The following is a 20,523-nucleotide window of genomic DNA, read 5'->3' as shown; positions in this document are numbered from 1 at the left end:
AGTCCCGACCAACGGCACCTGCGCGCAACAAGCATTGAGCAAAACAGGAAGCCCTCGTCCAGCCCGCTGCGTTCCCTATCCGCAGTGGGTTGGGCGGTTTTTTTTTAATTCACTTTTCTGGCTCCCAGTCTTCGGGCGATAGCCGCTGATCGCGGATTGACCGCGGCCGTTCTGACTTTTTGAACATTGTGCGTGCGCACCATCCTGGCCAACGACTTGACGGTCAGGTAGGTCCCAATGCCACGCAATTTGAAAAGTCGGATGGCCCCGGTGGCCTCGGCCGATTCACCCAGGAAGTTGTCAACGCCCGGCTGCGACAGTGGGTGCGCAAGTACGTTGCTCACATGAACCGTGCTTTCTCCCCCCTTTTTTGACACGACACTCAACTCGGCGATGCCGTAAATCACTTTGTCCTGGCCCTTCTTTTCGACATCGTCGCGATTGATCAATGCGAAGAAGTGCTTGGTGACCGTTTGTTCTTCCGATACACGCGGTTCGCTTGAGTACTTCAGGGACGAGGATGTGATCTCGGCGATCTCTTTTCCCAATTCAAAGTTTTGCGCCACGCTGATATTCATGCTCTGCGGATCTTCTTGCCGCAACGAGTCGTGGTACATCTCACGGTACTGGCGCCGAAACGTCCTCAGGTGACTCAACAGTTCGCCCTTACTCACGGAAAACTCGGGGCCCTCGCCGACTTCAACCAGTTTGAAATCAGCAGACTTGCTGTATCGCCCCCCTGCCGGGTCAAGCTTGGACACATGTGCTTGAAGGGAAAGCAGCTTGAAGGCCAATCTCACTCGAATGCCCACCTCCGCTTCGTAGGTTCCGGTCTCGGCTTGCAGCCCCAGCGCGTCTCTCATCGTGAGCGGATTGTTGCGAACCATCCGGTACAGATTCAGTCCGTCGATGTCCCCTGCTGGATCAGGATTCAGCCAGTGCTGTAACCAAGGGATGTAGTAGCGGTAACGGTAGTAATCAAGCCCGCTGGCATCGCGCTCCTTGCCCGAGTAACGAATGTATTTGTAGCTGAATTCGCCATCCTGCCAGGCACTGGTACCGAAAGGGTGAAACGTTTCCCGGCTGATCATCGCACCGTCATCGGCGGTTTCCAGACTGACCGAGCCCAGGTGATCGACATGCTGGTATCGATATTGAATGTTGACTCCCCAGGGCGGTGGGCTTTCCCAACGCAGTACCCGAATACCGTCGGCCGTGATGACCTGCAACCGTTCGCCGGTGCCGTTGTCGGTGCGCAACTCCAGTCCAGGCAAATAGCGCACATCGGCAACCAGGGTCCGGGCATTGGTTAACAAGGAGCGGATCTTGCGTACCCGCTGACTGCTGCCATCGTAGAGATAGGTCTCGCTGTCATTGATACCGGAAGCACGCTCCACTGGGCTGACCGATTGCAGTTGATTACGCAGGTTCCAGCTCAACAACCACCCCGGTTCCAGCTGCAGCAAGTTGCCTCTTCGATCGTATGCAGCTTCGATTTGTGCATCGGTAGGCGGCGTGACTTTGTATGGCAGACTGCGGTTGCTGTAGCTCGCCGGTCGCAGTTTGCGCCCATGATCTTGTGGGCCAAGGTGAATCAATTCGCACAGATTGCCGTCGGCGTCATATTTGTAAGTCTGCTGATAGTTGCTGATCGCCGCAGGATCGACTCGCCCCATGGATTGCGGGCCCTGACTGGCAGTGCCGGCTTCCCAGCCGCAAGCCTTGGTCAATCGGTAAAGACTGTCGTAGAAAAAGTGACTGACCGGCTCGATGCGCTGATTGGCGAAGTAGCGGATGGGCAACGCCTTGTCTTCGATACTCAGGACATTGCGCATGCGGTCGTATTCATAAAGCAGGTGTTGCCGCACTCGACCGTCGGCATCTTCAGCCCGGCGGTCCAGCAGGCTACCGTCTTCGGAGCGATAGGTCCGGGTGGTGTGCACACCGTTGCCGGCGGTTTCCTGCGTGACATTGCCTTGCGCGTCATAGCGGATGTCAGTGACCAGAATCTGCTCGCGCTCCCCCTTCAACTGCAGTCGGTGTTCGCGCAAACGGCCATCAACGGTCAGCTCGAACGTATGCCGATTGTCCCGGGCATCGGTCTGTCCCAGCACCTCCCCCAACGCACCATGGCGCCACCGCGATGTTGCACCAACGCCTGGCTCCAGCAGCCGAAGACGATCCGCCTCCCGCTCCGGCCAGTCAGGTGCCAGCAGTTCCAGCGTGAAGTGGCGGGTGTCTTCGGTGCATGCGCCGATGATTGCAAACGCGGTGAACAACACGCTGCCCGCCGGATGATCATGACGAATCAGCTGCCCGAACTGGTTTCGCGACTGATCCCCGCTGCCGGGATGACCGTAGGTCAGGCGCTCGACACAACGCCGAGGCACGCCTGTTCCTTCTTCGAATATCGCCACGGGGCGCAGCAAATTGTCGTGCTCGATCTCGCGCCGCGTCTGACGGCTGTCCCAACTGAACAGCGTTTGTGCAGCGAGTCCCTTCAGTTCGACTTGCGTGCCGGCATCGACGCTGTCCGAGCGAATCACCGTGGCGTCAAGAGCAAACACCTGCGTCAGATTGGCCGGCGTCAGCCGGTCGTCGGCCTGCGACAGCCAAAGTCGCGGGGCCCACTGTTTCAACGCACGCCCGGCAGCGTCATGCAGGGTGCGGTTGATCCGGGACTCGACCGGTCCGTCCTCGATGTCTCGGCAATAGTCGACCGTGCGCACCGGCAAGCCGCGGGGGTCGACCACAGACATTCTCGGCGTATTGATGTGCAAGCTCATGGAGCGCGCGTCCCCGCAATCGGCATTCGGTGTGCCTCTGGCATCACAGCAAGCTCAGCGCTGTTTCGGCTACTGTCGGAAATGCCAGTCCCGACCAACGGCACCTGCGCGCAATCCGTGAATGTCCATTCCCGCGCCCCTTCGGTAGGATGGTCATCACGAGTTCAAGGAGTGTTAGAACATGTTTATCGGCGTCTTGCTGGTCATCACCTGGCTGATCCTGCTGTTGCGCTACCCGGCCAAGGCCTTGCCGGTGTCGATGGCTGCCGCTGTCGGCCTGGGGCTGGTGGCGATGTGGGTGGTGTGGCTGGACAACCGCGAGGTCAAGCAACTGGCGCGCCTCGAACTGCGCATCGTTTATGCCCCCGAACACTGCCCCGCCGACCGTCCGCTGTTGCTCAAGTTGAGCAATGGCAACGACGTGCCGCTGACCGAACTGCGCTGGCGCATTGCCGCGTACGCGCCGGGCGATACCGTGAACCTGGCCGACAATCAATACGCCGCCCCACGCTATCGCGGCCCAGGCGAATTGCAGGCGGGCGGCAACTGGGAAGACTGCCTGCCGATGCCGCCGTTGCGCCCCGGTTATCGCCCGCAAACCCTGGAGTTTCGCGCCGAGCGCTTGCAGGGCAGTTTCTCCGACTGATCCCCTCTCCCACTGTTTTGCACAAGGAATGCGCCATGCCCGTTGCGTTGATTACCGGTTGTTCCAGCGGCATCGGCCGCGCCCTCGCCGATGCCTTCAAAAATGCCGGCTACGAGGTCTGGGCCAGTGCACGCAAAGTTGAAGATGTCGCGACACTCGGCGCTGCCGGATTTACCGCCGTGCAGCTCGACGTCAATGACAATGCCGCGCTGGAACAGCTCGCCGAGCGAATCAATCAGCAACACGGCGGCCTCGATGTGCTGATCAACAATGCCGGTTACGGCGCCATGGGGCCGCTGCTCGACGGCGGTGTTTCAGCCATGCAGCGCCAGTTCGAAACCAACGTGTTTTCGATTGTCGGCGTGACCCGTGCGCTGTTCCCGGTGCTGCGCCGGGCCAAAGGCCTGGTGGTGAATGTCGGCAGTGTTTCCGGGGTGCTGGTCACGCCATTTGCCGGCGCCTATTGCGCCTCGAAAGCGGCGGTGCATGCGTTGAGCGATGCGTTGCGCATGGAGCTGGCGCCGTTCGGAATTCGCGTGATGGAAGTGCAGCCGGGGGCGATTCAGTCCAGCTTCGCCAAGAATGCCGGGCATGAGGCCGAACAACTGATCAACGAACAATCGCCGTGGTTTCCGTTGCGCGAAGGCATCCGGGCGCGGGCCAAAGCGTCCCAGGACAAACCGACGCCAGCCAGCGAATTTGCCGCCGAATTGCTCAAGGCTGTGCAGCAGAGCAAGCCACCGCGACTGATCCGCATCGGCAATGGCAGCCGGGCGTTGCCGTTGCTGGCGACGTTACTGCCGAAGGGGTTGCTGGAGTCGACATTGATGAAGCGCTTCGGCTTGCGCCGGCAACTCTGAGACAGAGTCAGCGCCGGCCCTTCATGAAATCAATGAACGCCCGCACCTTCAGTGGCAGGTGCCGGGTGTCCGGGTAAAGCGCATAAACCCCTTGCTGGGCGAAGCGGTAATCCGGCAGCAAGCGCTGCAATCGCCCGGCATCCAGGTCTTCCTGAATCAGCCACTGCGGCAGAATCGCGACGCCTTGCCCGGTCAGCGCAAAGGCGCGCAGGGTCGCCGAGTTGTCGGCGACGATGGCGGTGGTTCCCGGTTTTGGCTGGTAGATATGCTCGGTGCCGGCCGGGTCGCTGACCGTCATTTCCGGCACTCGACCATGCCCCAGCGTCGGCATCGACTCCAGCACCGCCAGCGTATCGACCGGCGCAAAACGCTCGATCAGTCCCGGCGCCGCCACGGCAAACACCTCGAATGTCGACAACTGCACCGCGCGCAGATTGGAGTCGAGCATGCGTCCCAAACGGATCGCCAGGTCGAACCGTTCGGAGATCAGATCGGCGTGGGTCGAGGATGTGGATAAGTGAATATTCAGTTGCGGCTGCTGTTGTCGAAACACTTCCAGCGCCGGCACCACCTGCGCCAGCGCGAACTCCACGGTCGTGGTGATGCGCAGGGTGCCTTTGAGTTGTGAGTGTTCCGAGCGCGCTTCCTCGACGGCCAGCCGTGCTTCGTCCAGCGTGCGCAGGCAGCGCCGATAAAAACGCTCTCCGGCATCGGTCAGGGCCAGTTGCCGGGTGTTGCGGGTGAGCAAGGTGACGCCCAACTCTTCCTCAAGACGTTTGAGGTTGAAGCTCACCACCGCCCGCGTTTGCCCCAGCGTGTCAGCGGCTGCGGTCAGCGAGCCGGCCTCGACCACGGCTTTGAAGGTATCGAATCGATCCAGGCTGACCATGTTCGCAGCGCTCCGGTGTCAAAATAATTTTGACAAACTAGCAGCCAAACCAGCGTATTTCTATTACCGCCAGCGCCCTACCCTGCACGCCTCATCACAGGGAAGCTGCCATGGCCTATCGCTCGAAAGTCGCGCTGGTGTATCTGTTGGGGTTCGCCCTCGACCTGCTGAACATGTTCGCCGCGAGCATCGCCTACCCGGACATCGCCGCGCAGTTGCGCGCTTCGGTGACGCAACTGGCGTGGATCACCAACGCCTACATGCTCGGGCTGACGCTGATCATTCCGATGAGCGTTTGGCTCGCGGCAAAGGTTGGCGAGCGGCGGCTGATCCTCGGTTCGCTGCTGGTGTTCGGGATTGCCTCCGGGCTTATCGCTCAGGCGAGCTCGATTGAAAGTCTGATCGGCTGGCGACTGCTGCAAGGGCTGGGTGGCGGGTTGCTGCTTCCGGTTGGTCAGGCGCTGGCCTATCGAGAGTTTCCGGCGACACAACGCGCGCACTTCACCGGTGTGGTGTTGCTGGTGGCGCTGATGGTGCCGGCGCTGTCGCCGGCGGCTGGAGGCTTGATCGTTGAGGCATTGTCGTGGCGCTGGATTTTCCTTCTGAACATGCCGGTGGCGCTTTTCGCTTTCGGTCTGGGCCTGCGCTGGTTGAAAGCGGATCAGGCTGCGAGTGAGCGCCCGAAACTGGACGCTCGCGGCCTGCTGCTGGCGGTGGCCGCGCTGAGTCTGTTGCTGATGGCCGTCAGTCTGGCGAGCGCCCCCGCAACCCGACATCTCGCCGGCGGTGTCCTGCTGCTCAGCGTCATCACCTTGTGGATCTACCTGCGCGATGGCTGGAGCAAACCGGGTGCCGTCCTTGATCTGCAACTGATCAGGAACCCGTCATTGCGCCTGGCGATGCTGATCTACCTGTTCGTGCCCGGCATCTTTACCGGCACCAACATGATTGCCGTGTTGTACCTGCACGATCTCGGTTTCGGCGCAGCACAAACCGGGGCGCTGATGCTGGCCTGGGCGGCGGCCTCGGGCGTGGCGATCATGCTGGGCAAACGCCGCTTCAACCGGATCGGCCCCAAGCCATTGCTGATCGCCGGCATGTTGCTGCAATGCCTTGGCATCGTTGTACTGATGCAGATCGATCAACCCGCCAGCGGCCCGTTGATCCTCGCCTATGCCCTGATGGGTTTGGGCGGCAGCCTGTGCAGCGTCACCGCACAAACTCTGGCATTTGTCGGCATCACGCCGGAAAAAATGGGTCACTCCAGCGCTCTGTGGAATATCAATCGCCAACTCGGTTTCTGCCTCGGCGCGGCACTGCTCAGCTCCCTGTTGGACGCTTTGGGCGCCAACGGATTCAAATACTGCTTTCTCGCCGCTGCACTGCTCACGCTGTTGCCGATGGCCGCCGTGTTGCGTTTCGACTCGACAAAAGTGCTAGCCCTTCTGCGCTCACCTCACCTTCAGGAAAAATCCACATGACTGACTACGCCGACTATTTTGACGAAGTGATCCAGGCCCATGAGGCCATCGAACGATGGTTTGCCGTTGACGAGGAAGAGGCAGCGCTTGAACGATTGCTGGCGCGTTTTTCGTCACGGTTTTCCATGGTGACGCCGCTGGGGCGTGTGCTGGATTTCGAGGCCTTGCGTGCGCTGTTTCAAATGGCGGGCGGCAAGAAGAGCGGGTTCAGGATCGAGCTCGGCGAGCTTCAAGGGATTGCCTTGCATGAGCACGGCGCGACAGTGAGTTATCGCGAGCAGCAGACCGATGCGAGCGGCTTGCACACGGATCGACGTTCAACCGTGGTGTTCGAAAAAGCCGAATCCGGACGGGTGATCTGGCGGCATTTGCACGAAACGTTTTGCCAGGGCTGACACCCTCCGGTTCTGGCGAGGGAGCCTGCTCCCTCGCCATCGGATTACTCGACAACGTCCTGCTTCACAACAACGGTGCAGGTAATCCCCGCCGCCAGCAACACACCCTCCGGCACTTCATCGATGTGAATCCGCACCGGCACCCGTTGCGCCAGGCGCACCCAATTGAAGGTCGGGTTCACATCGGCAATCAGCTCGCGGCTTTCAGGGTTGTCACGGTCGTAGATGCCGCGGGAAATACTTTCCACATGGCCCTTGAGGACTTCGCCGCTCATCAGCTGCATGTCGGCTTTATCGCCGACCCGCACGTGAGGCAGTTTGGTTTCTTCGAAGAAGCCATAGACCCAGAACGAGTTCATGTCGACCACGGCCATTTTCGCTTCGCCAATACGAGCGTAATCGCCGCGATGGACGTTGAGGTTGGTCACGTAGCCGTCCACCGCCGCGCGCACTTCGGTGCGTTTGAGGTTGAGTTCGGCCGCTTCCAGTTGCGCCTGGGCCTGTTGGTAATCGGCCAGTGCGGAGTCGGCGATGTTGCTGGCGTCGTCGCGGTTTTCCTTGGAGATCACCAGGTTATCGAGGTCGGCGCGGCGATGGGCGTTGACCTTGCGCATCTCCCACGTGGCCTTGCGCGAAGCGACCAGCGACTGCGCCTGTTTCACCGCCAGGCGGTAGTGCTCGGGGTCGATCTGCATCAGCAGATCACCTTTCTTCACCAACTGGTTGTCGCGGACCGGCACGTCGACCACTTCACCGGTGACGTCGGCGGCAACATTGATGATGTCGGCGCGCACCCGGCCGTCGCGGGTCCACGGGGTGTTCATGTAGTGCTCCCACAACGTGCGGCCGATCCACAGCGCCAGGGCCAGCACCAGCAGGGTCGCGAGCAGGCTGAAAAACTTTTTCATCGGGACAATTCTCAGACTCAACGGTAGACAGTCAGCGCCATCGCGCCGAACAGACAGGTAAACAGACTCAGGCGCAGCAGCGCCGGGTGCCAGAAGAAGCGGTACAGATCGAAGCCCGACAGGAACCGGTCCAGCGCCCAGGCCAGTGCCGCGGCGACGAAAAACATCAGGGTCATGGTCGGCATGTACACGCCGTGGAAGGCGATTTCACGAGGCATGGGCAAGTCCTTCGGGCTTGGCGATGGCGTAGGCAGCAAGGGGCGATTGCGGGTCGAGCAACGAGGTGCGGATGAAGTGCAGGTAGCTTTTCACCCGCCGCAGCGCCGAGGTATCGAAGTGCGGTGCGAACGGTTCGTCAGTGGCGGCGACCCGGCTGATGGCGTGATCCACCGCGACCAGTGCGCGTTCCAGATTGCTCGAATTCGGCTGCAGGAACAGCCGCACCAGCGAGCGCCCCATGACCCGGATTGCCTGGCGCCACGGCTGGGATTCGGCATACGCCGGATGCACCGGCAGGATCGCCTGTTCCTTGCGCAACTCGATGATCGCGTGGCCGACTTCCAGCACCACGAACATCCAGCGAAGCAGGTTCTTCTGCACCAACGGCTGACCGGCCGCGAGCCCGTAAGCCTGATGCATCAAATCGCGCGTGCGGCTTTCGAAACTCGACGCCAGCCCCTTGAGCTTGCCGCTGATCGCGTACACCACTTGCCCGCGCAGGTCCTGCTCCAGGCGCTGCCACAACCAGCGGCTGTTCGGCGGCAGAATGATCGCCCCCGCCGCCGCGCAGACCAGCATGCCCATGACCATGGCGATGTAGTCGTTGATGAAGGTGTAGGGGTTGTAGATCGTCAGGTTGTCCGGCACCGAACCGGTGCTGAAAAAGATCAGCAGGCCGAGACCGACACCGGCGTATTGCGGCCGCGAGGTGAGGAACGAGCCGAGCACGATCACCGGCGCGAGCATCACGCACAACAGTGGAAAACCGTCGATCCACGGGAAGATGAAAAACATCTCGACGAAGCCGATCAGCGCTCCGAGGAACGTGCCGCAGGCCATCTGGAACGCCATGCGTTTCGGGTTCGGCGTCGCCGCCGACAGGCCCACGGTGGCGGCGGCGATCAGGGTCATGGTCGCGCCGCTCGGCCACGCGGTGGCGACCCAGTAACTGCCGAGCACGATCAGGATGAATGACGCGCGAATCCCCGAAGCCGCTGCGGCCCACCAACTGGTTTGCGGGGTGAACGGCTCGTCCCAGCGCTCGCGTTCGTGGTGGTGATCGGCCAGCGACGCGTGGGTCTGTGCATAACTGTGCAGGTCATCGACGAAGCGATAGAGCAGTTCATACGCGGTGTGGAAATCCAGTTGCTCGGCGTCGCTCGGCTCGCTCTCCTGAAAGATCGCCCGCAGGCTGCGCACCCGCGCCGGCAAGGCTTCCTTGTAGACAGCGAGCGCCTGCACCAGACGCGCCGCGTCCGGGCTGGTCAGGGCGCGGCCGCTGAAGCCGTCGAGCACTTCGGCCAGATCCTGCAGACCCGGTTTGATCGCCGCTTCCACATGGTCGGCACCGTTGCGGCGCAGGCGCTCGAGCAACTGATGCAAGGCGTTGAACCGGGTGGTAATGCCCATGAACTCGCTGTTCAGGCGACTGAGGCGACCGTTGCGCCGGCGCATGTGCGGGTCTTCGAACACGGTCACGCTGCGCAGCCCTTCCAGCCCGACCGCTTCGGCGATGAAGCGCACGTTGCTGGCCTCGAACGCCTCCGGCTTGCTGCGTCCGCGCAGGCCATCGGTGACGAACAACGCGAACACACCAAAGCGCTGATACAAGGCGTTGCGCATCGCGGCGCTGGCGGTTTGCGGCAGGATCGCGGCGCTGACCAGGGTCGAGCAGAGAATCCCCAGCGAAATTTCCAGCACCCGCCACACCGCCGCCATGAACGCACCGTCGGGATGGGCGAGCGCCGGCAAACCGACCATCGCCGCCGTGTAGCCGGCCAGCACAAAACCGTAGGCGCGGAAGTTGCGGCAACGGGCGGCGCCGGCCGAGCAGATGCCGACCCAGATCGCCAGCGAGCCGAGGAACAGTTCAGTGTTCTGGGCGAACAGCGAAATCAGCGTGACCATCATCGCCGACCCGGCCAGGGTGCCGAGGAAGCGATAGAAGCTCTTGGCGAACACCTGGCCGCTCTGCGGCTGCATGACGATGAACACGGTGATCATCGCCGTGCGCGGTTGCGGCAGTTCCAGGCGCATCGCCAGCCACAGGGTCAGGAATGCGGCAATCAACACCTTGAAGATGTAGACCCAGGTCACGCCGTCGCTGCGCGCCCAGTCGAAGAAACCCCGGCGCCATTCCAGGGAGTAGAGCCAGCGCAAAGGTGCGGGCAAGGGAGTCATTAAGGCTTGCTCAGTGGTCGAGGGCTTGAAGAAGGGCCGGGGTTTTCGGGGCGGCGGTCTGCTCAGAAGTCGGCACGTCTTTACCCGCACCAAGGCCACCGCCCAATGCCGTCACCAGTTCCGCGTGGGCACTCAACCGCGCCGCCTGCACCTGCTGTTGAACCTGCTGCTGTTTGAACAGCAGGGTCTGGGCGTTGAGCACGTTGAGGTAATCGGTGAGCCCGCGCTGGTAGGCGATCATCGCGATGTCGTAGGTCTTCTGCGCCGTGGCCACGGATTCGGCGGCGAATGTCTGCTGCTTGTCCATCGACTCGCGGCGGATCAACTGATCCGAGATGTTCTTCAGCGCATTGACCAGGGTCTGGTTGTAATGCGCGACGGCAATGTCATAACCCGCCGAGGCTTCACCCAATTCGGCGCGCAGTCGCCCGCCGTCGAAGATCGGCAGCGAGATCGCCGGCCCGACGTTGTAGTTGAGCTTCTTGCCGGTCAGGAACTCCAGCGCCCCGCCGCCGGTGGCCATGTAGCCGAGGCTGCCGACCAGATCGACGTTGGGGTAGAACCCGGCATGCGCGACATCGATCCCGCGCGCCTGCGCCGCCACTTGCCAGCGACTGGCGACCACGTCGGGACGCTGGCCGAGCAATTCGGCGGGCAATGCCGACGGCAGTTTCAGCGCCGCACCAAGCGACAAGGACGGCCGCTGCAATTGCGCGCCGGCACCCGGGCCTTTACCGGCCAGTGCGGCAATCTGGTTGCGGCTCAGGGCGATCTCTTCGTCCAGTGCATCCAGTTGCCGATGGGTTTCCGGCAGCGGGGTTTCGGCCTGGCTGACTTCAAAGTGGGTGCCGATCCCGCCGTCCAGGCGTTTCTGCGCCAGCTCAAGAATCTGCTGTTGCTGCTTGAGCGTCGCCGCGACGATGTCGCGCTGAGCGTAATGCAGCGACAGCTCGATGTAGGCGCGCACGATGTTGTTCTGCAATTCGAGCTGCGCCTGACGCGCCTCGGCCGCGCTCATGTGTGCCATATCGACGGCTCGCTCAGTGCTGTTGCTTTCACGGCCCCAAAGGTCGAGGGCGTAACTGAAACCCAGCGCGGCGTTGTTGTCCCAGGTGGTGCTGTTGGCCAGCTCACCGGGGCCGTAGAACGGGTCGGTCGGCCAGTTGTGGCGCTTGAGGGTCGACTCGCCATTGATCTGCAACGACTCGGCGGCTTCGGCGACACCGGCCAGTGACCGGGCCTGACGCACGCGTGCGGCGGCCATGGCCAGGGTCGGGCTGCCTTGCACGGCGAGGTCGATCCAATGGTTGAGTTGCGGGTCACCGTAGGCTTGCCACCATTGGGCGGTGGGCCAGTTTGCGTCACGGGCGGCGTGGGCGATGGCCTCGTCGGTGGCCAGTTCATTAGCCTCCAGAGCCTTGCCCTGCGGGGCAATTCCTCCGGTTCCAATGCAGCCGCCGAGACCTAACGAAAGAGCCAGAACACTGAGCGGCAAAAGCGCTCTGTTGATGCGACGCGGCACTGCTGCGAATTCCTGAGGTGGGAGATGTTTCGAGGTGGGCGCAATTCTAGGGGGGCGTCATTACGGCGATAAGCTGGGAATCCTGTGAATCTTTGTTACCGTTAACGAGATAATCCCTTGGTCGGGGGTCTCAGCCCCTGAAACTTCGTGTCACAATTTGCCATCTCCCTTGAGAGCACCCCATGGACACTTTGCAAAACATGCGCGCCTTCAGTTGTGTAGCGGAAGCCGGCAGCTTCACCGCCGCTGCCGTGCAGCTCGACACCACCACCGCCAACGTCTCGCGCGCGGTCTCCAACCTTGAGGCCCACCTGCAAACCCGCCTGCTGAATCGCACGACCCGCCGCATCGCGCTCACCGAAGCCGGCAAGCGCTACCTGCTGCGCTGCGAGCAGATCCTCGCCTACGTCGAAGAGGCCGAAGCCGAAGCCAGCGAAGCCCACGCGCGCCCGGCCGGACAATTGAAAGTGCACACCATGACCGGCATCGGCCAGCACTTCGTGATCGACGCCATCGCCCGTTATCGCAAGACCCACCCGGACGTGACCTTCGACCTGACCATGGCCAACCGCGTGCCGGACCTGCTCGACGAAGGCTACGACGTGTCCATCGTCCTGGCCCGCGAATTGCCGGACTCGGGCTTCGTCTCGCAACGTCTGGGCATCACCTACAGCATCGTCTGCGCCTCCCCGGCCTACGTAAAAGCCAACGGCTGCGCACAAAAACCCAGCGACCTGCTGAACCACGCCTGCCTGCGCCTGGTGAGCCCGGTGATCCCCCTGGAAAAATGGGCCTTCGACGGCCCTGACGGCCAGGAAATGGTCACCATCAACAGCTCGCCTTTCCTGGTGAACTCCGCCGACGCGATGAAAAGCGCGATCACCAGTGGCATGGGCGTCGGCGTTTTGCCGGTGTACGCCGCGATTGAAGGCTTGCGCAACGGCTCGTTGGTGCGGGTCATGCCGAACTATCGCTCGCAGGAACTGAACCTGTACGCGATCTATCCGTCGCGGCAGTATCTGGATGCGAAGATCAAGACCTGGGTTGAATACCTGCGTGGGTCGTTGCCGGAGATATTGGCGGGGCATCAGGCGGAGTTGGCGGCTTATGAGCTGAGTGGGAGCCTGGCGGGGGTGCGAGTGGCGAATTGAGTTGGCCGGTCTGAAAAATGGGGGAATACGGAGGGCGCCAACCCCTCACCCTAGCCCTCTCCCAAGGGAGAGGGGACCGACCGAGTTGTTTGGGAGAGGTACGCCGACGTGAAATACCGAGGTGAACTCAGGTTCTAAAACGCACATAACTCCGCTTCCGCGTCCCCCACTCAACACAATGAGCGTTAGCTCGAGTACCGCTTTTGACGTGCCGGCCCCTTCGGCAGGCTGAGTGGAGGGATTCATCCGGGGGGTGGGAGCGCAGCGACCGTGCGGCGCAGCCGCATGCATCGAGAGGAGGTGCAGCGAAGCAAACCGTAGGCGATGCCCCCGGATGAATCCCGGAACGAAGGAACACCGAGCCAAAGCGAGGTGCCGAACGCCGGGGCCCAGCGTTTTTGGTTACTTTTTTGGCGTTTGAAAAAAGTGACTCGCCGTAAGGGCGAAACCCTAAGAAGCCGTTACCGCAGCAACGGATATTCACCCAAAACCCCAAGAGCCTGGTCGGCCCAGAGGCCGCCAAGACAACCTCAAACAGAAAATGTTAGCTTGCTTGGCAATCACATCAGCCGCCAAGCCCGAGCCCAATGCCAATGAAAAAAACAGTCCTGGCCTTCAGCCGCATCACCCCGCCCATGATCGAACGCCTGCAACAGGACTTCGACGTCATCGTCCCCAACCCGAAAAACGGCGACATCAACGCCCAGTTCAACGAAGCCCTGCCCCACGCCCACGGCCTGATCGGCGTCGGTCGCAAACTCGGCAAGGCCCAACTGGAAAACGCCGCGAAACTCGAAGTGGTCTCCAGCGTCTCCGTCGGCTACGACAACTACGACCTCGCCTACTTCAACGAACGCGGGATCATGCTCACCAACACCCCGGACGTCCTGACCGAAAGCACCGCTGACCTGGCCTTCGCCCTGATCATGAGCAGCGCCCGCCGCGTCGCCGAACTGGACGCCTGGACCAAGGCCGGCCAATGGCAGGCCAGCGTCGGCGCACCACTGTTCGGTTGCGACGTACACGGCAAGACCCTGGGCATCGTCGGCATGGGCAACATCGGCGCCGCCGTCGCCCGTCGCGGACGTTTCGGTTTCAACATGCCGATTATCTACAGCGGCAACAGCCGCAAGACCGAACTGGAACAGGAACTCGGCGCGCAATTTCGCAGCCTTGACCAACTGCTGGCCGAAGCCGATTTCGTCTGCCTGGTGGTGCCGCTCAGCGACAAGACCCGCCACCTGATCAGCCATCGCGAACTGGCGCTGATGAAACCTGACGCGATTCTGGTGAACATCTCCCGTGGCCCGGTAGTCGACGAGCCGGCACTGATCGAAGCCCTGCAAAACAACCGCATTCGCGGTGCCGGCCTCGACGTCTACGAGAAAGAACCGCTGGCCGAGTCGCCGCTGTTTCAGTTGAAAAACGCTGTCACCCTGCCACACATCGGCTCGGCGACGAATGAAACCCGCGAAGCCATGGCCAACCGCGCACTGACCAACCTGCGCAGCGCGCTGCTCGGCGAACGGCCGCAGGATCTGGTCAATCCACAAGTCTGGCGCGGATAAAAAAGTACGGGCAAGTGCATGACTGCACTTGCCCGTTAGTTACGCCATACACAAATTGAAATTGAACAGCAAACCAATTCAAACAACAGCATTATAAGCTCTCCCTGGCTGCCGAATTATCGACAAACGCTATGGAGAACTTAAATCATGAACATCCTGACGACCGACAAAATCATCCGCTACAGCAAAGTCATATTAATGGCTTACATCAGTTTCTTTGGCGTACTGGTGATGATCCACAATTTCACCGACTATGACTCAAACTACACTTACGTTTCCCATATCCTGAGCATGGACACGACCACCAGCAGTGAAAACATCAAGTATCGAGCCATTGACTCGCCAATGATTCACCACCGGATCTACTGGTTCATCATCACGATGGAAGTCACCTATACGGTGCTGTGCCTGATAGGCACCTATCAGCTATATCGAAACATCAACGCCTCGGCAGAGTTATTTCACGAGGCAAAAAGTTTCTCGATCATGGGAATACTGGCAGCAATATTCATTTACTACGTCTGCCTGCAAACTGTAGGTGTGGAATGGTTTGACATGGACACCTCTCAATCCTGGAATGCCAAGGACTGGGCACGGCATATTGTTGACTTTATATTCCCGGTGATGATCTACATCACATTGAAAGTCGAGCGCTGAAGTTCAGCGCTCGTTTATCTCACGCCAACTTTCCTTGTACCGGCGACACTAGCGCCTTCGGTTTACGAAACACCAACACATTGCCCAGCATCACCAGCACCAGTCCAGCCAACGCCGGCGCCGTCCATTGATAGCCTTCGGCAAAGGCCGATACGTTCAGCGCCACCACCGGGAACAGCACCGTGCAATAAGCCGCGCGCTCTGGTCCCATACGACCGACCAGTGTCAGGTACGCGGTGAAGCCGATCACCGACCCGGGAATGACCAGGTACAGCAAGGCGCCGATGTAGCGCGACGTCCATTCCATCTCGAACGGAATGCCCTTGACCAGGCACCACACCGACAGCATCGCTGCACCGTAAGCCATACCCCACGCATTGGTCGTCAGCGGCTTGAGGCCAGCCTTCTGTTGCAGGCTCGAGAGCATGTTGCCCGCCGAGAAACACAAGGTGCCGCAGAGTGCCAGGCCAAGGCCGAGCAGAGTTTGCGGACTGGCGTGATGCCCGGCCAGCTCAGGCCAGAACAACAGGCCCAGACCGCCAAGTCCCAGCGCCCCGCCCATCAGCACATTACGCGCGATACGCTGGCCGAAGAACACTCGCGCATTCAGCGCATTCCACAAGGTCGCAGTAGAGAACACCACCGCCACCAGACCGCTGGGAATCCATTGGCTGGCAGTCAGAAAGCACATGAAATTGACGCAGAACAGGCACAAGCCCTGCGCGACACAGATCAGATGCCCGCGCCGGTTCATCGGTTGCAGGCGCCGGCTGATCAGCAACAGCGCAAACAGGACCAGCGCGGCGAGACCGAAGCGATAGACGATCGACACCGGAATCGCCACCACGCCCAGCTGCCACTTCAAGGCGATCCAGGTGGTGCCCCAGATCAGCACGGTCAACAAATACAACGACAGGTTCATGGCAGACACTCCTCGATTGGGTTTCAGTGTCTGCTGAGGACGACCTTTCACGCTTGCAAAAAATTGCTCTTTTTAACTACCCGCACTGCACGAAGTATTCAAGACTGCGGAGATGTGAGAACAGGCGGTGAGTCTCAACGAGAACATCACCAGAAAGCCCGGTACCAATACAATTTGCGCAACAACGTTGCAGACCGACTGGATCTGCAACGTTCTGGGCCATCCGAAAAACTATACTTTCCACGTATAACCTTCAAAACCATCGACAGTGGGGCCGGAATAATCGAGTGTGTAAAACATAGACAACCAACCAATGCTGTCCCACTGACTATCACGAATTGAGTAGTCGAACTGACCGTCACTCACGTTGATTTCATCCACAAATCGACCATCCTGATTGAAAATCTGGACAACTGCGTTGAACGTGGAAATCAATTTGCATCTGATGCGCAGAATTCGCTCCTCCGATTTCAGGGTAACCTTCATTTGTGCGCGCACACCTTCGGACATGGGGTCACCAGAAAACTCAAGCACATTGCCTAGGAATCCAGCGGCAGTTTCCGTCGGTGTAGCATTACGACAGTTCAATGGAACATCTGCAGCTCCCCATGTCGTTTTTAGTTCAATATCAAAATGGGCAAGCTTGAGGATCTGATGCCGGCCTGGAGTCACGCCTTCAAATCCTTCCTCCCACAATTTTTCTTCCGCCATGATGTTTCACCTTTTAGACCTGGATCGTGAACCCACATCTAATGCTTATTCACCGCATCTACCAACTGTCAGTTCTGACAGTCTTAAAGTACTAAATGCACTAAAAAACCAACCGTTGATACTTTTTTCATGACTTGCGAAAACTTGCGGTTTTTAAGAGGCACAGGCTGGCAGCGCAGAATCTACGGAGTAGGATGCAAGGCGTTGAAGAGAACCGACTATGGCCGCCATCGATACCCTGCAAGTCTTTCAAGCCCTCAACAATTCGCTCAATGCACGCCTGGTGCACAGCGCCGAGTTGGGTGACGGCCTGTCTGCAGCTTTGTGGACCAATCACCACGACGCCCAGGAATACGAAGCGCCGAGCCATCACACCCTCTCCTGCTACATCGCCGGCGGCACCGGCACCTTCCGTCGTGGCGAACCCGGCCACAAGGGCGGCCCGGACAAGCTGTGCATCCTGCCGGCCGACCACGAATCGGGTTGGGTCATTAACGGCGACATTCGTCTGGCTCACCTGTATTTCAGCGCCGAACAATTTGCCCTGGGGTGCGTCACGCTGCTGGATCGCGAGCCCCGGGAAATGCAGCTTCGCGAACAGACGTTTCTGGAAGATCCACAACAGGCCCAACGGTTTCGCCAGTTACTGACCTTGAACTGGGACGAACCCGGCGAACGTCTGCTGACCAGCAGCCTGGCCCACGAACTGATCAGCCATACCCTGTTGAGTCAGGTCGGGGTACGTCAGGGCTTGCGTCTCAAGGGTGGACTGGCGCCGCATCAACGTCGGCAACTGGTGGAATTCATCGACAGCCAACTGGCCGAGCCGATCAGCCTCGGGCAACTGGCCGGGTTGTGTGCGTTGTCGGAATACCACTTTGCGCGGATGTTCCGGGTGAGCTTCGGTCTACCGCCGCATCAGTATGTATTGGCACGGCGTTTGAGCCGGGCGCGGGAGTTGTTGCGCAGGACAGCGTTGCCGTTGGGCGAGATTGCCCTAGCGTGCGGATTTGCCAGCGCCAGCCACTTCACCAATCGCTTCCGTCAGGTGCTGGGGGGAACGCCCGGCGAGTATCGCCAGGCGTTTTTGCGCTGATCAGAACTCCAGCGTGCTCGACAACAAAATCTGCCGCGAGTCGCCCATCGACACAAAGAACCGGCTCGCCGCCGAGGTGTAGTAGGTGCGGTCGAACAGGTTCTTCACGTTGAGCTGGAACTTGACCTTCTGCCCCTCAACCTTGGTGTCGTAGGTGGCGAACGCATCGGCCACGGTGTAGCTCGGCAGATCGAAATCATTCACTGCGTTACCCGCTCGTTCACCGACATAGCGCGCACCGGCGCCGACCCGAAGTTGATCGCCACCGATCACGCTGCCGAAGTCGTAGACTGCCGACAGCGAGCCGGTATTTTTCGCCACGTTCTGCAGCCTGTTGCCTTTGTAGTCCGGATCTTCCGTAACCTCGGCGTCGGTGTAGGCGTAACTGCCGATCATGCTCCAGCGGTCGCTGAGCTGGCCGGTCAGATCCACTTCCAGGCCACGGGAGCGCACTTCACCGGCGGCGCTGTAGATCGTGGTCGGGCCTTCGGCGTTGGCCACCAGCACGTTGCGTTTCTTGATGTCGAACAGCGCGATGTTGCCGGTGATGCGACCCGGCATGTCGAGGCGTGCGCCCAGCTCCCAGGACTTGGCCTCTTCCGGCGCAATGCTGCCGTCGAGCACGGTGCTGCTACCACTCAACGGAGCGATGGTCGAGTTCGGTTTGAACGATTCGGTGTAGCTGCCGTAGAACGACAGTTCGTCGGTGTAGCGATACACCAGACCCGCGCGCGGCACCCACTTCTGGCCGTTGCTGTCGGTGTTGGCCTTGAACGGCACGCCTTTTCCGGCGTACTGGTCGTACTCCTGGAAGCGCCCGCCGGCCACCAGAATCCACTGGTCATTGAGGTGGATCGAGTCCTGCAGGAACACCGAATCACTGCGCAGCAGATCGGTTTGCGCACTGTCCGCCGGGCTGACGGTGGTGCCTTCGACTTCGCGGCCGTAGACCGGATTGACGTAGCTGAAGGTGCTCAGGCTTTTCTGGCGGATCAGGTCGGCGCGGTAGATCTTGCGGTATTCGTCGTCGACGCCGAACACCAGGTCATGCTGCATGCCCAGCACGTTGACCTTGCCTTCGAGGCTGGCGGTGGTGAAGCGGTCGGTGCTGATCGCGCCCTGGGTGCCGTCCATGCTGCGGGTCAAGGTGCCTTTTTTGGTGTCGATCGCGGTTACACGGACCTGGCTGGCGTCGTAGGTTTCGCGGTTCCAGCTGTAGCCGAAATGGGCTTTCCAGTCGTCGTTGAGTTCGTGGTCGGCCTCGAAGTGATACAGATCCGAACGCCCTTCCATGTCGTTGAATTTCTCGTCGAGACGTTCGTTGCGCGAGATATCCAGCGGATGGTTGGTGCGCGGATCGATCAGGGTTCCACGATCGAATGGGGTCAGGAATTCACGGTGCTCGTAGGCAAACAACAGCTTGGTGCGCTCGCCATACCAGGCCAGCGACGGCGCAATCAGCGATTCACGGTGAGTACCGAAGTTGCGCCAGTAATCTTCGTCTTCGTGGTCCAGCACCATGCGATACGCGAGACCGGAATCCCCCAGCGCACCGGTGCTGTCGAAGGAGCCGCCGCTGCCATTCTTGCCGTCACCGTAGGTCGAGCCGCGCAGGGTCAGCGCGTTGTACTGAGTCAGCTCAGGCTTCTTGCTGACCATGTTGACCACGCCGCCCGGGTCCTGAATCCCGTAAAGCAGCGAGGCCGGGCCCTTGAACACTTCGACGCGATCCACGGTCGCGTTCATGCCACGGCCCTGCACCACCGGCATGCCGTCGCGCATGATCGAGCCGTTGCGGTTGTCGCCGAAGCCGCGGGTCATCACCGAATCCTGGGTGCTGCCCAAGGTGTTGCCCTGGGTGATGCCGCTGACGTTGGCCAGTGCATCATCGAGATTACGCGGAGCCTGATCGCGAATGACCTGGGCCGCAATCACGTTGACGGTCTGGGGGATTTCCTGAAGCGAAGCGGAAGAGCGCATCACCGAACTGGTTTCCGGTGGCTGGTAGCTCATCGGCTGGTTGGCCACCGAGGTGATGGTGGTCGCACCGAGGTTCAATGCGCCTGCGGTCGGTTGCGGTTCGAGCGCCAGGGTATGGCTGTCGGTGCGGCGGAAGGTCAGGCCGGAGCCGGTGAGCAGACGTTGCAGCGCCTGTTCGGCACTCATCTGGCCGTTGATCGGCGGTGCGGTCAGGCCGTAAGGGGCTTCATCGGTGTAGACCACGCTCTGCCCGGTCACGCGACTGAAGTCGCTCAGGGCTTGCGGCAGCGGTTTGGCAGCCAGAGAAAAACTGAATTGCTTTTGCAGCTGACTGCTGACGGATTCAGCGGCCAGCGCCACGCTCAGCGGCAACGGGGCCAATGCCGAAAAACTCAAGGCCGAAACGCCTAACCACTGTTTGACCGAACCCGATTTTGCCCTGGACTTCATTGCTCATGACCTGTGTAGAACCGCAACGGATGCGAATGACTCGCAGTTTCAGTCACTACACGGATGGCGTCGGGATTTACCTCACCACAAATTTGAAAATA

General features: G+C 60.5%; 17 protein-coding genes. 8 read left to right on the top strand and 9 right to left on the bottom strand.

Going from position 1 to position 20,523, the window contains the following annotated elements:
• Positions 1–104 precede the first annotated feature (104 nt).
• Positions 105–2,786: an RHS repeat domain-containing protein gene (locus ACODTD_RS05420; RefSeq protein ID WP_011332547.1), complete on the bottom strand. Its 2,682-nt coding sequence runs from the start codon at positions 2,784–2,786 to the stop codon at positions 105–107.
• 181 nt (positions 2,787–2,967) lie between these two features.
• On the opposite strand from ACODTD_RS05420, the gene ACODTD_RS05415 reads away from it, so the two are divergent.
• Together ACODTD_RS05415 and ACODTD_RS05410 are read left to right on the top strand one after the other, a co-directional pair.
• The gene (locus ACODTD_RS05415) at positions 2,968–3,432 is read left to right on the top strand and encodes a hypothetical protein (RefSeq protein ID WP_011332546.1); all 465 of its coding nucleotides are present in this window, start codon (positions 2,968–2,970) and stop codon (positions 3,430–3,432) included.
• Between the two features lie 35 nt (positions 3,433–3,467).
• The gene (locus tag ACODTD_RS05410) at positions 3,468–4,292 is read left to right on the top strand and encodes an SDR family oxidoreductase (protein WP_011332545.1); all 825 of its coding nucleotides are present in this window, start codon (positions 3,468–3,470) and stop codon (positions 4,290–4,292) included.
• A gap of 7 nt (positions 4,293–4,299) precedes the next feature.
• Here ACODTD_RS05410 and ACODTD_RS05405 read toward each other — a convergent pair whose 3' ends face one another.
• Positions 4,300–5,181 carry a LysR family transcriptional regulator gene (locus ACODTD_RS05405; protein ID WP_011332544.1) on the bottom strand — a complete coding sequence of 294 codons (882 nt, stop codon included), beginning with the start codon at positions 5,179–5,181 and terminating at the stop codon, positions 4,300–4,302.
• 110 nt (positions 5,182–5,291) lie between these two features.
• Between ACODTD_RS05405 and ACODTD_RS05400 the strand changes: the two genes are divergently transcribed.
• A complete protein-coding gene (locus ACODTD_RS05400) occupies positions 5,292–6,662 on the top strand; it encodes an MFS transporter (protein ID WP_489104590.1) in 1,371 nt (456 codons plus the stop codon).
• Positions 6,659–7,057 (top strand): DUF4440 domain-containing protein, encoded by a 399-nt coding sequence (locus ACODTD_RS05395; protein ID WP_011332542.1) that lies wholly within the window; start codon positions 6,659–6,661, stop codon positions 7,055–7,057. Before ACODTD_RS05400 ends, ACODTD_RS05395 begins: the two co-directional genes overlap by 4 nt.
• A 44-nt stretch (positions 7,058–7,101) precedes the next feature.
• Here ACODTD_RS05395 and ACODTD_RS05390 read toward each other — a convergent pair whose 3' ends face one another.
• The 4 genes from ACODTD_RS05390 to ACODTD_RS05375 are packed head-to-tail and all read right to left on the bottom strand — an operon-like array spanning position 7,102 to position 11,887.
• Positions 7,102–7,965, bottom strand: a complete 864-nt coding sequence (locus ACODTD_RS05390) for an efflux RND transporter periplasmic adaptor subunit (protein WP_011332541.1) — start codon at positions 7,963–7,965, stop codon at positions 7,102–7,104.
• 17 nt (positions 7,966–7,982) lie between these two features.
• Positions 7,983–8,183, bottom strand: a complete 201-nt coding sequence (locus ACODTD_RS05385; protein ID WP_003221811.1) for a DUF1656 domain-containing protein — start codon at positions 8,181–8,183, stop codon at positions 7,983–7,985.
• On the bottom strand, positions 8,173–10,365 hold the full coding sequence (locus ACODTD_RS05380; protein ID WP_201819091.1) for an FUSC family protein: 2,193 nt from the start codon (positions 10,363–10,365) through the stop codon (positions 8,173–8,175). The genes ACODTD_RS05385 and ACODTD_RS05380 overlap by 11 nt, the downstream gene beginning before the upstream one ends.
• Positions 10,366–10,375: 10 nt before the next feature.
• Entirely contained in the window at positions 10,376–11,887 is a 1,512-nt protein-coding gene (locus ACODTD_RS05375; RefSeq protein ID WP_201819089.1) for an efflux transporter outer membrane subunit, read from the bottom strand.
• 182 nt (positions 11,888–12,069) lie between these two features.
• On the opposite strand from ACODTD_RS05375, the gene ACODTD_RS05370 reads away from it, so the two are divergent.
• From ACODTD_RS05370 to ACODTD_RS05360, 3 genes are all read left to right on the top strand, one after another.
• Complete coding sequence (locus tag ACODTD_RS05370) at positions 12,070–13,038, top strand: LysR family transcriptional regulator (protein WP_011332538.1); 969 nt, start codon at positions 12,070–12,072, stop codon at positions 13,036–13,038.
• Positions 13,039–13,631: 593 nt separating this feature from the next.
• On the top strand, positions 13,632–14,606 hold the full coding sequence (locus ACODTD_RS05365; protein ID WP_041475144.1) for a 2-hydroxyacid dehydrogenase: 975 nt from the start codon (positions 13,632–13,634) through the stop codon (positions 14,604–14,606).
• 147 nt (positions 14,607–14,753) lie between these two features.
• On the top strand, positions 14,754–15,263 hold the full coding sequence (locus tag ACODTD_RS05360; RefSeq protein ID WP_011332536.1) for a DUF2165 family protein: 510 nt from the start codon (positions 14,754–14,756) through the stop codon (positions 15,261–15,263).
• 19 nt (positions 15,264–15,282) lie between these two features.
• Here ACODTD_RS05360 and ACODTD_RS05355 read toward each other — a convergent pair whose 3' ends face one another.
• Positions 15,283–16,185 (bottom strand): DMT family transporter, encoded by a 903-nt coding sequence (locus ACODTD_RS05355; RefSeq protein ID WP_011332535.1) that lies wholly within the window; start codon positions 16,183–16,185, stop codon positions 15,283–15,285.
• A 231-nt stretch (positions 16,186–16,416) separates the two neighbouring features.
• Positions 16,417–16,896, bottom strand: a complete 480-nt coding sequence (locus tag ACODTD_RS05350; RefSeq protein ID WP_041475143.1) for a hypothetical protein — start codon at positions 16,894–16,896, stop codon at positions 16,417–16,419.
• A 220-nt stretch (positions 16,897–17,116) separates the two neighbouring features.
• Here ACODTD_RS05350 and ACODTD_RS05345 point away from each other — a divergent pair, with 220 nt between their 5' ends.
• Positions 17,117–17,992: an AraC family transcriptional regulator gene (locus ACODTD_RS05345; protein ID WP_221615070.1), complete on the top strand. Its 876-nt coding sequence runs from the start codon at positions 17,117–17,119 to the stop codon at positions 17,990–17,992.
• Here the strand turns inward: ACODTD_RS05345 and ACODTD_RS05340 are convergent, their stop codons facing one another.
• A complete protein-coding gene (locus ACODTD_RS05340; RefSeq protein ID WP_489104589.1) occupies positions 17,993–20,422 on the bottom strand; it encodes a TonB-dependent siderophore receptor in 2,430 nt (809 codons plus the stop codon).
• Between the last annotated feature and the right edge of the window lie 101 nt (positions 20,423–20,523).

The organism is Pseudomonas sp. FG35 (assembly GCF_057809295.1).
This window is presented reverse-complemented; position numbering and strand designations above follow the sequence as displayed.

Bases quoted from the DNA above. Each gene is read 5' to 3' on its own strand.
- ACODTD_RS05385 (WP_003221811.1), bottom strand. From the start codon at position 8,183: ATGCCTCGTGAAATCGCCTTCCACGGCGTGTACATGCCGACCATGACC.
- ACODTD_RS05360 (WP_011332536.1), top strand. From the start codon at position 14,754: ATGAACATCCTGACGACCGACAAAATCATCCGCTACAGCAAAGTCATA.
- ACODTD_RS05410 (WP_011332545.1), top strand. From the start codon at position 3,468: ATGCCCGTTGCGTTGATTACCGGTTGTTCCAGCGGCATCGGCCGCGCC.
- ACODTD_RS05400 (WP_489104590.1), top strand. From the start codon at position 5,292: ATGGCCTATCGCTCGAAAGTCGCGCTGGTGTATCTGTTGGGGTTCGCC.
- ACODTD_RS05355 (WP_011332535.1), bottom strand. From the start codon at position 16,185: ATGAACCTGTCGTTGTATTTGTTGACCGTGCTGATCTGGGGCACCACC.
- ACODTD_RS05395 (WP_011332542.1), top strand. From the start codon at position 6,659: ATGACTGACTACGCCGACTATTTTGACGAAGTGATCCAGGCCCATGAG.
- ACODTD_RS05350 (WP_041475143.1), bottom strand. From the start codon at position 16,896: ATGGCGGAAGAAAAATTGTGGGAGGAAGGATTTGAAGGCGTGACTCCA.
- ACODTD_RS05415 (WP_011332546.1), top strand. From the start codon at position 2,968: ATGTTTATCGGCGTCTTGCTGGTCATCACCTGGCTGATCCTGCTGTTG.
- ACODTD_RS05380 (WP_201819091.1), bottom strand. From the start codon at position 10,365: ATGACTCCCTTGCCCGCACCTTTGCGCTGGCTCTACTCCCTGGAATGG.
- ACODTD_RS05405 (WP_011332544.1), bottom strand. From the start codon at position 5,181: ATGGTCAGCCTGGATCGATTCGATACCTTCAAAGCCGTGGTCGAGGCC.
- ACODTD_RS05340 (WP_489104589.1), bottom strand. From the start codon at position 20,422: ATGAAGTCCAGGGCAAAATCGGGTTCGGTCAAACAGTGGTTAGGCGTT.
- ACODTD_RS05390 (WP_011332541.1), bottom strand. From the start codon at position 7,965: ATGAAAAAGTTTTTCAGCCTGCTCGCGACCCTGCTGGTGCTGGCCCTG.
- ACODTD_RS05345 (WP_221615070.1), top strand. From the start codon at position 17,117: ATGGCCGCCATCGATACCCTGCAAGTCTTTCAAGCCCTCAACAATTCG.
- ACODTD_RS05365 (WP_041475144.1), top strand. From the start codon at position 13,632: ATGAAAAAAACAGTCCTGGCCTTCAGCCGCATCACCCCGCCCATGATC.
- ACODTD_RS05420 (WP_011332547.1), bottom strand. From the start codon at position 2,786: ATGAGCTTGCACATCAATACGCCGAGAATGTCTGTGGTCGACCCCCGC.
- ACODTD_RS05370 (WP_011332538.1), top strand. From the start codon at position 12,070: ATGGACACTTTGCAAAACATGCGCGCCTTCAGTTGTGTAGCGGAAGCC.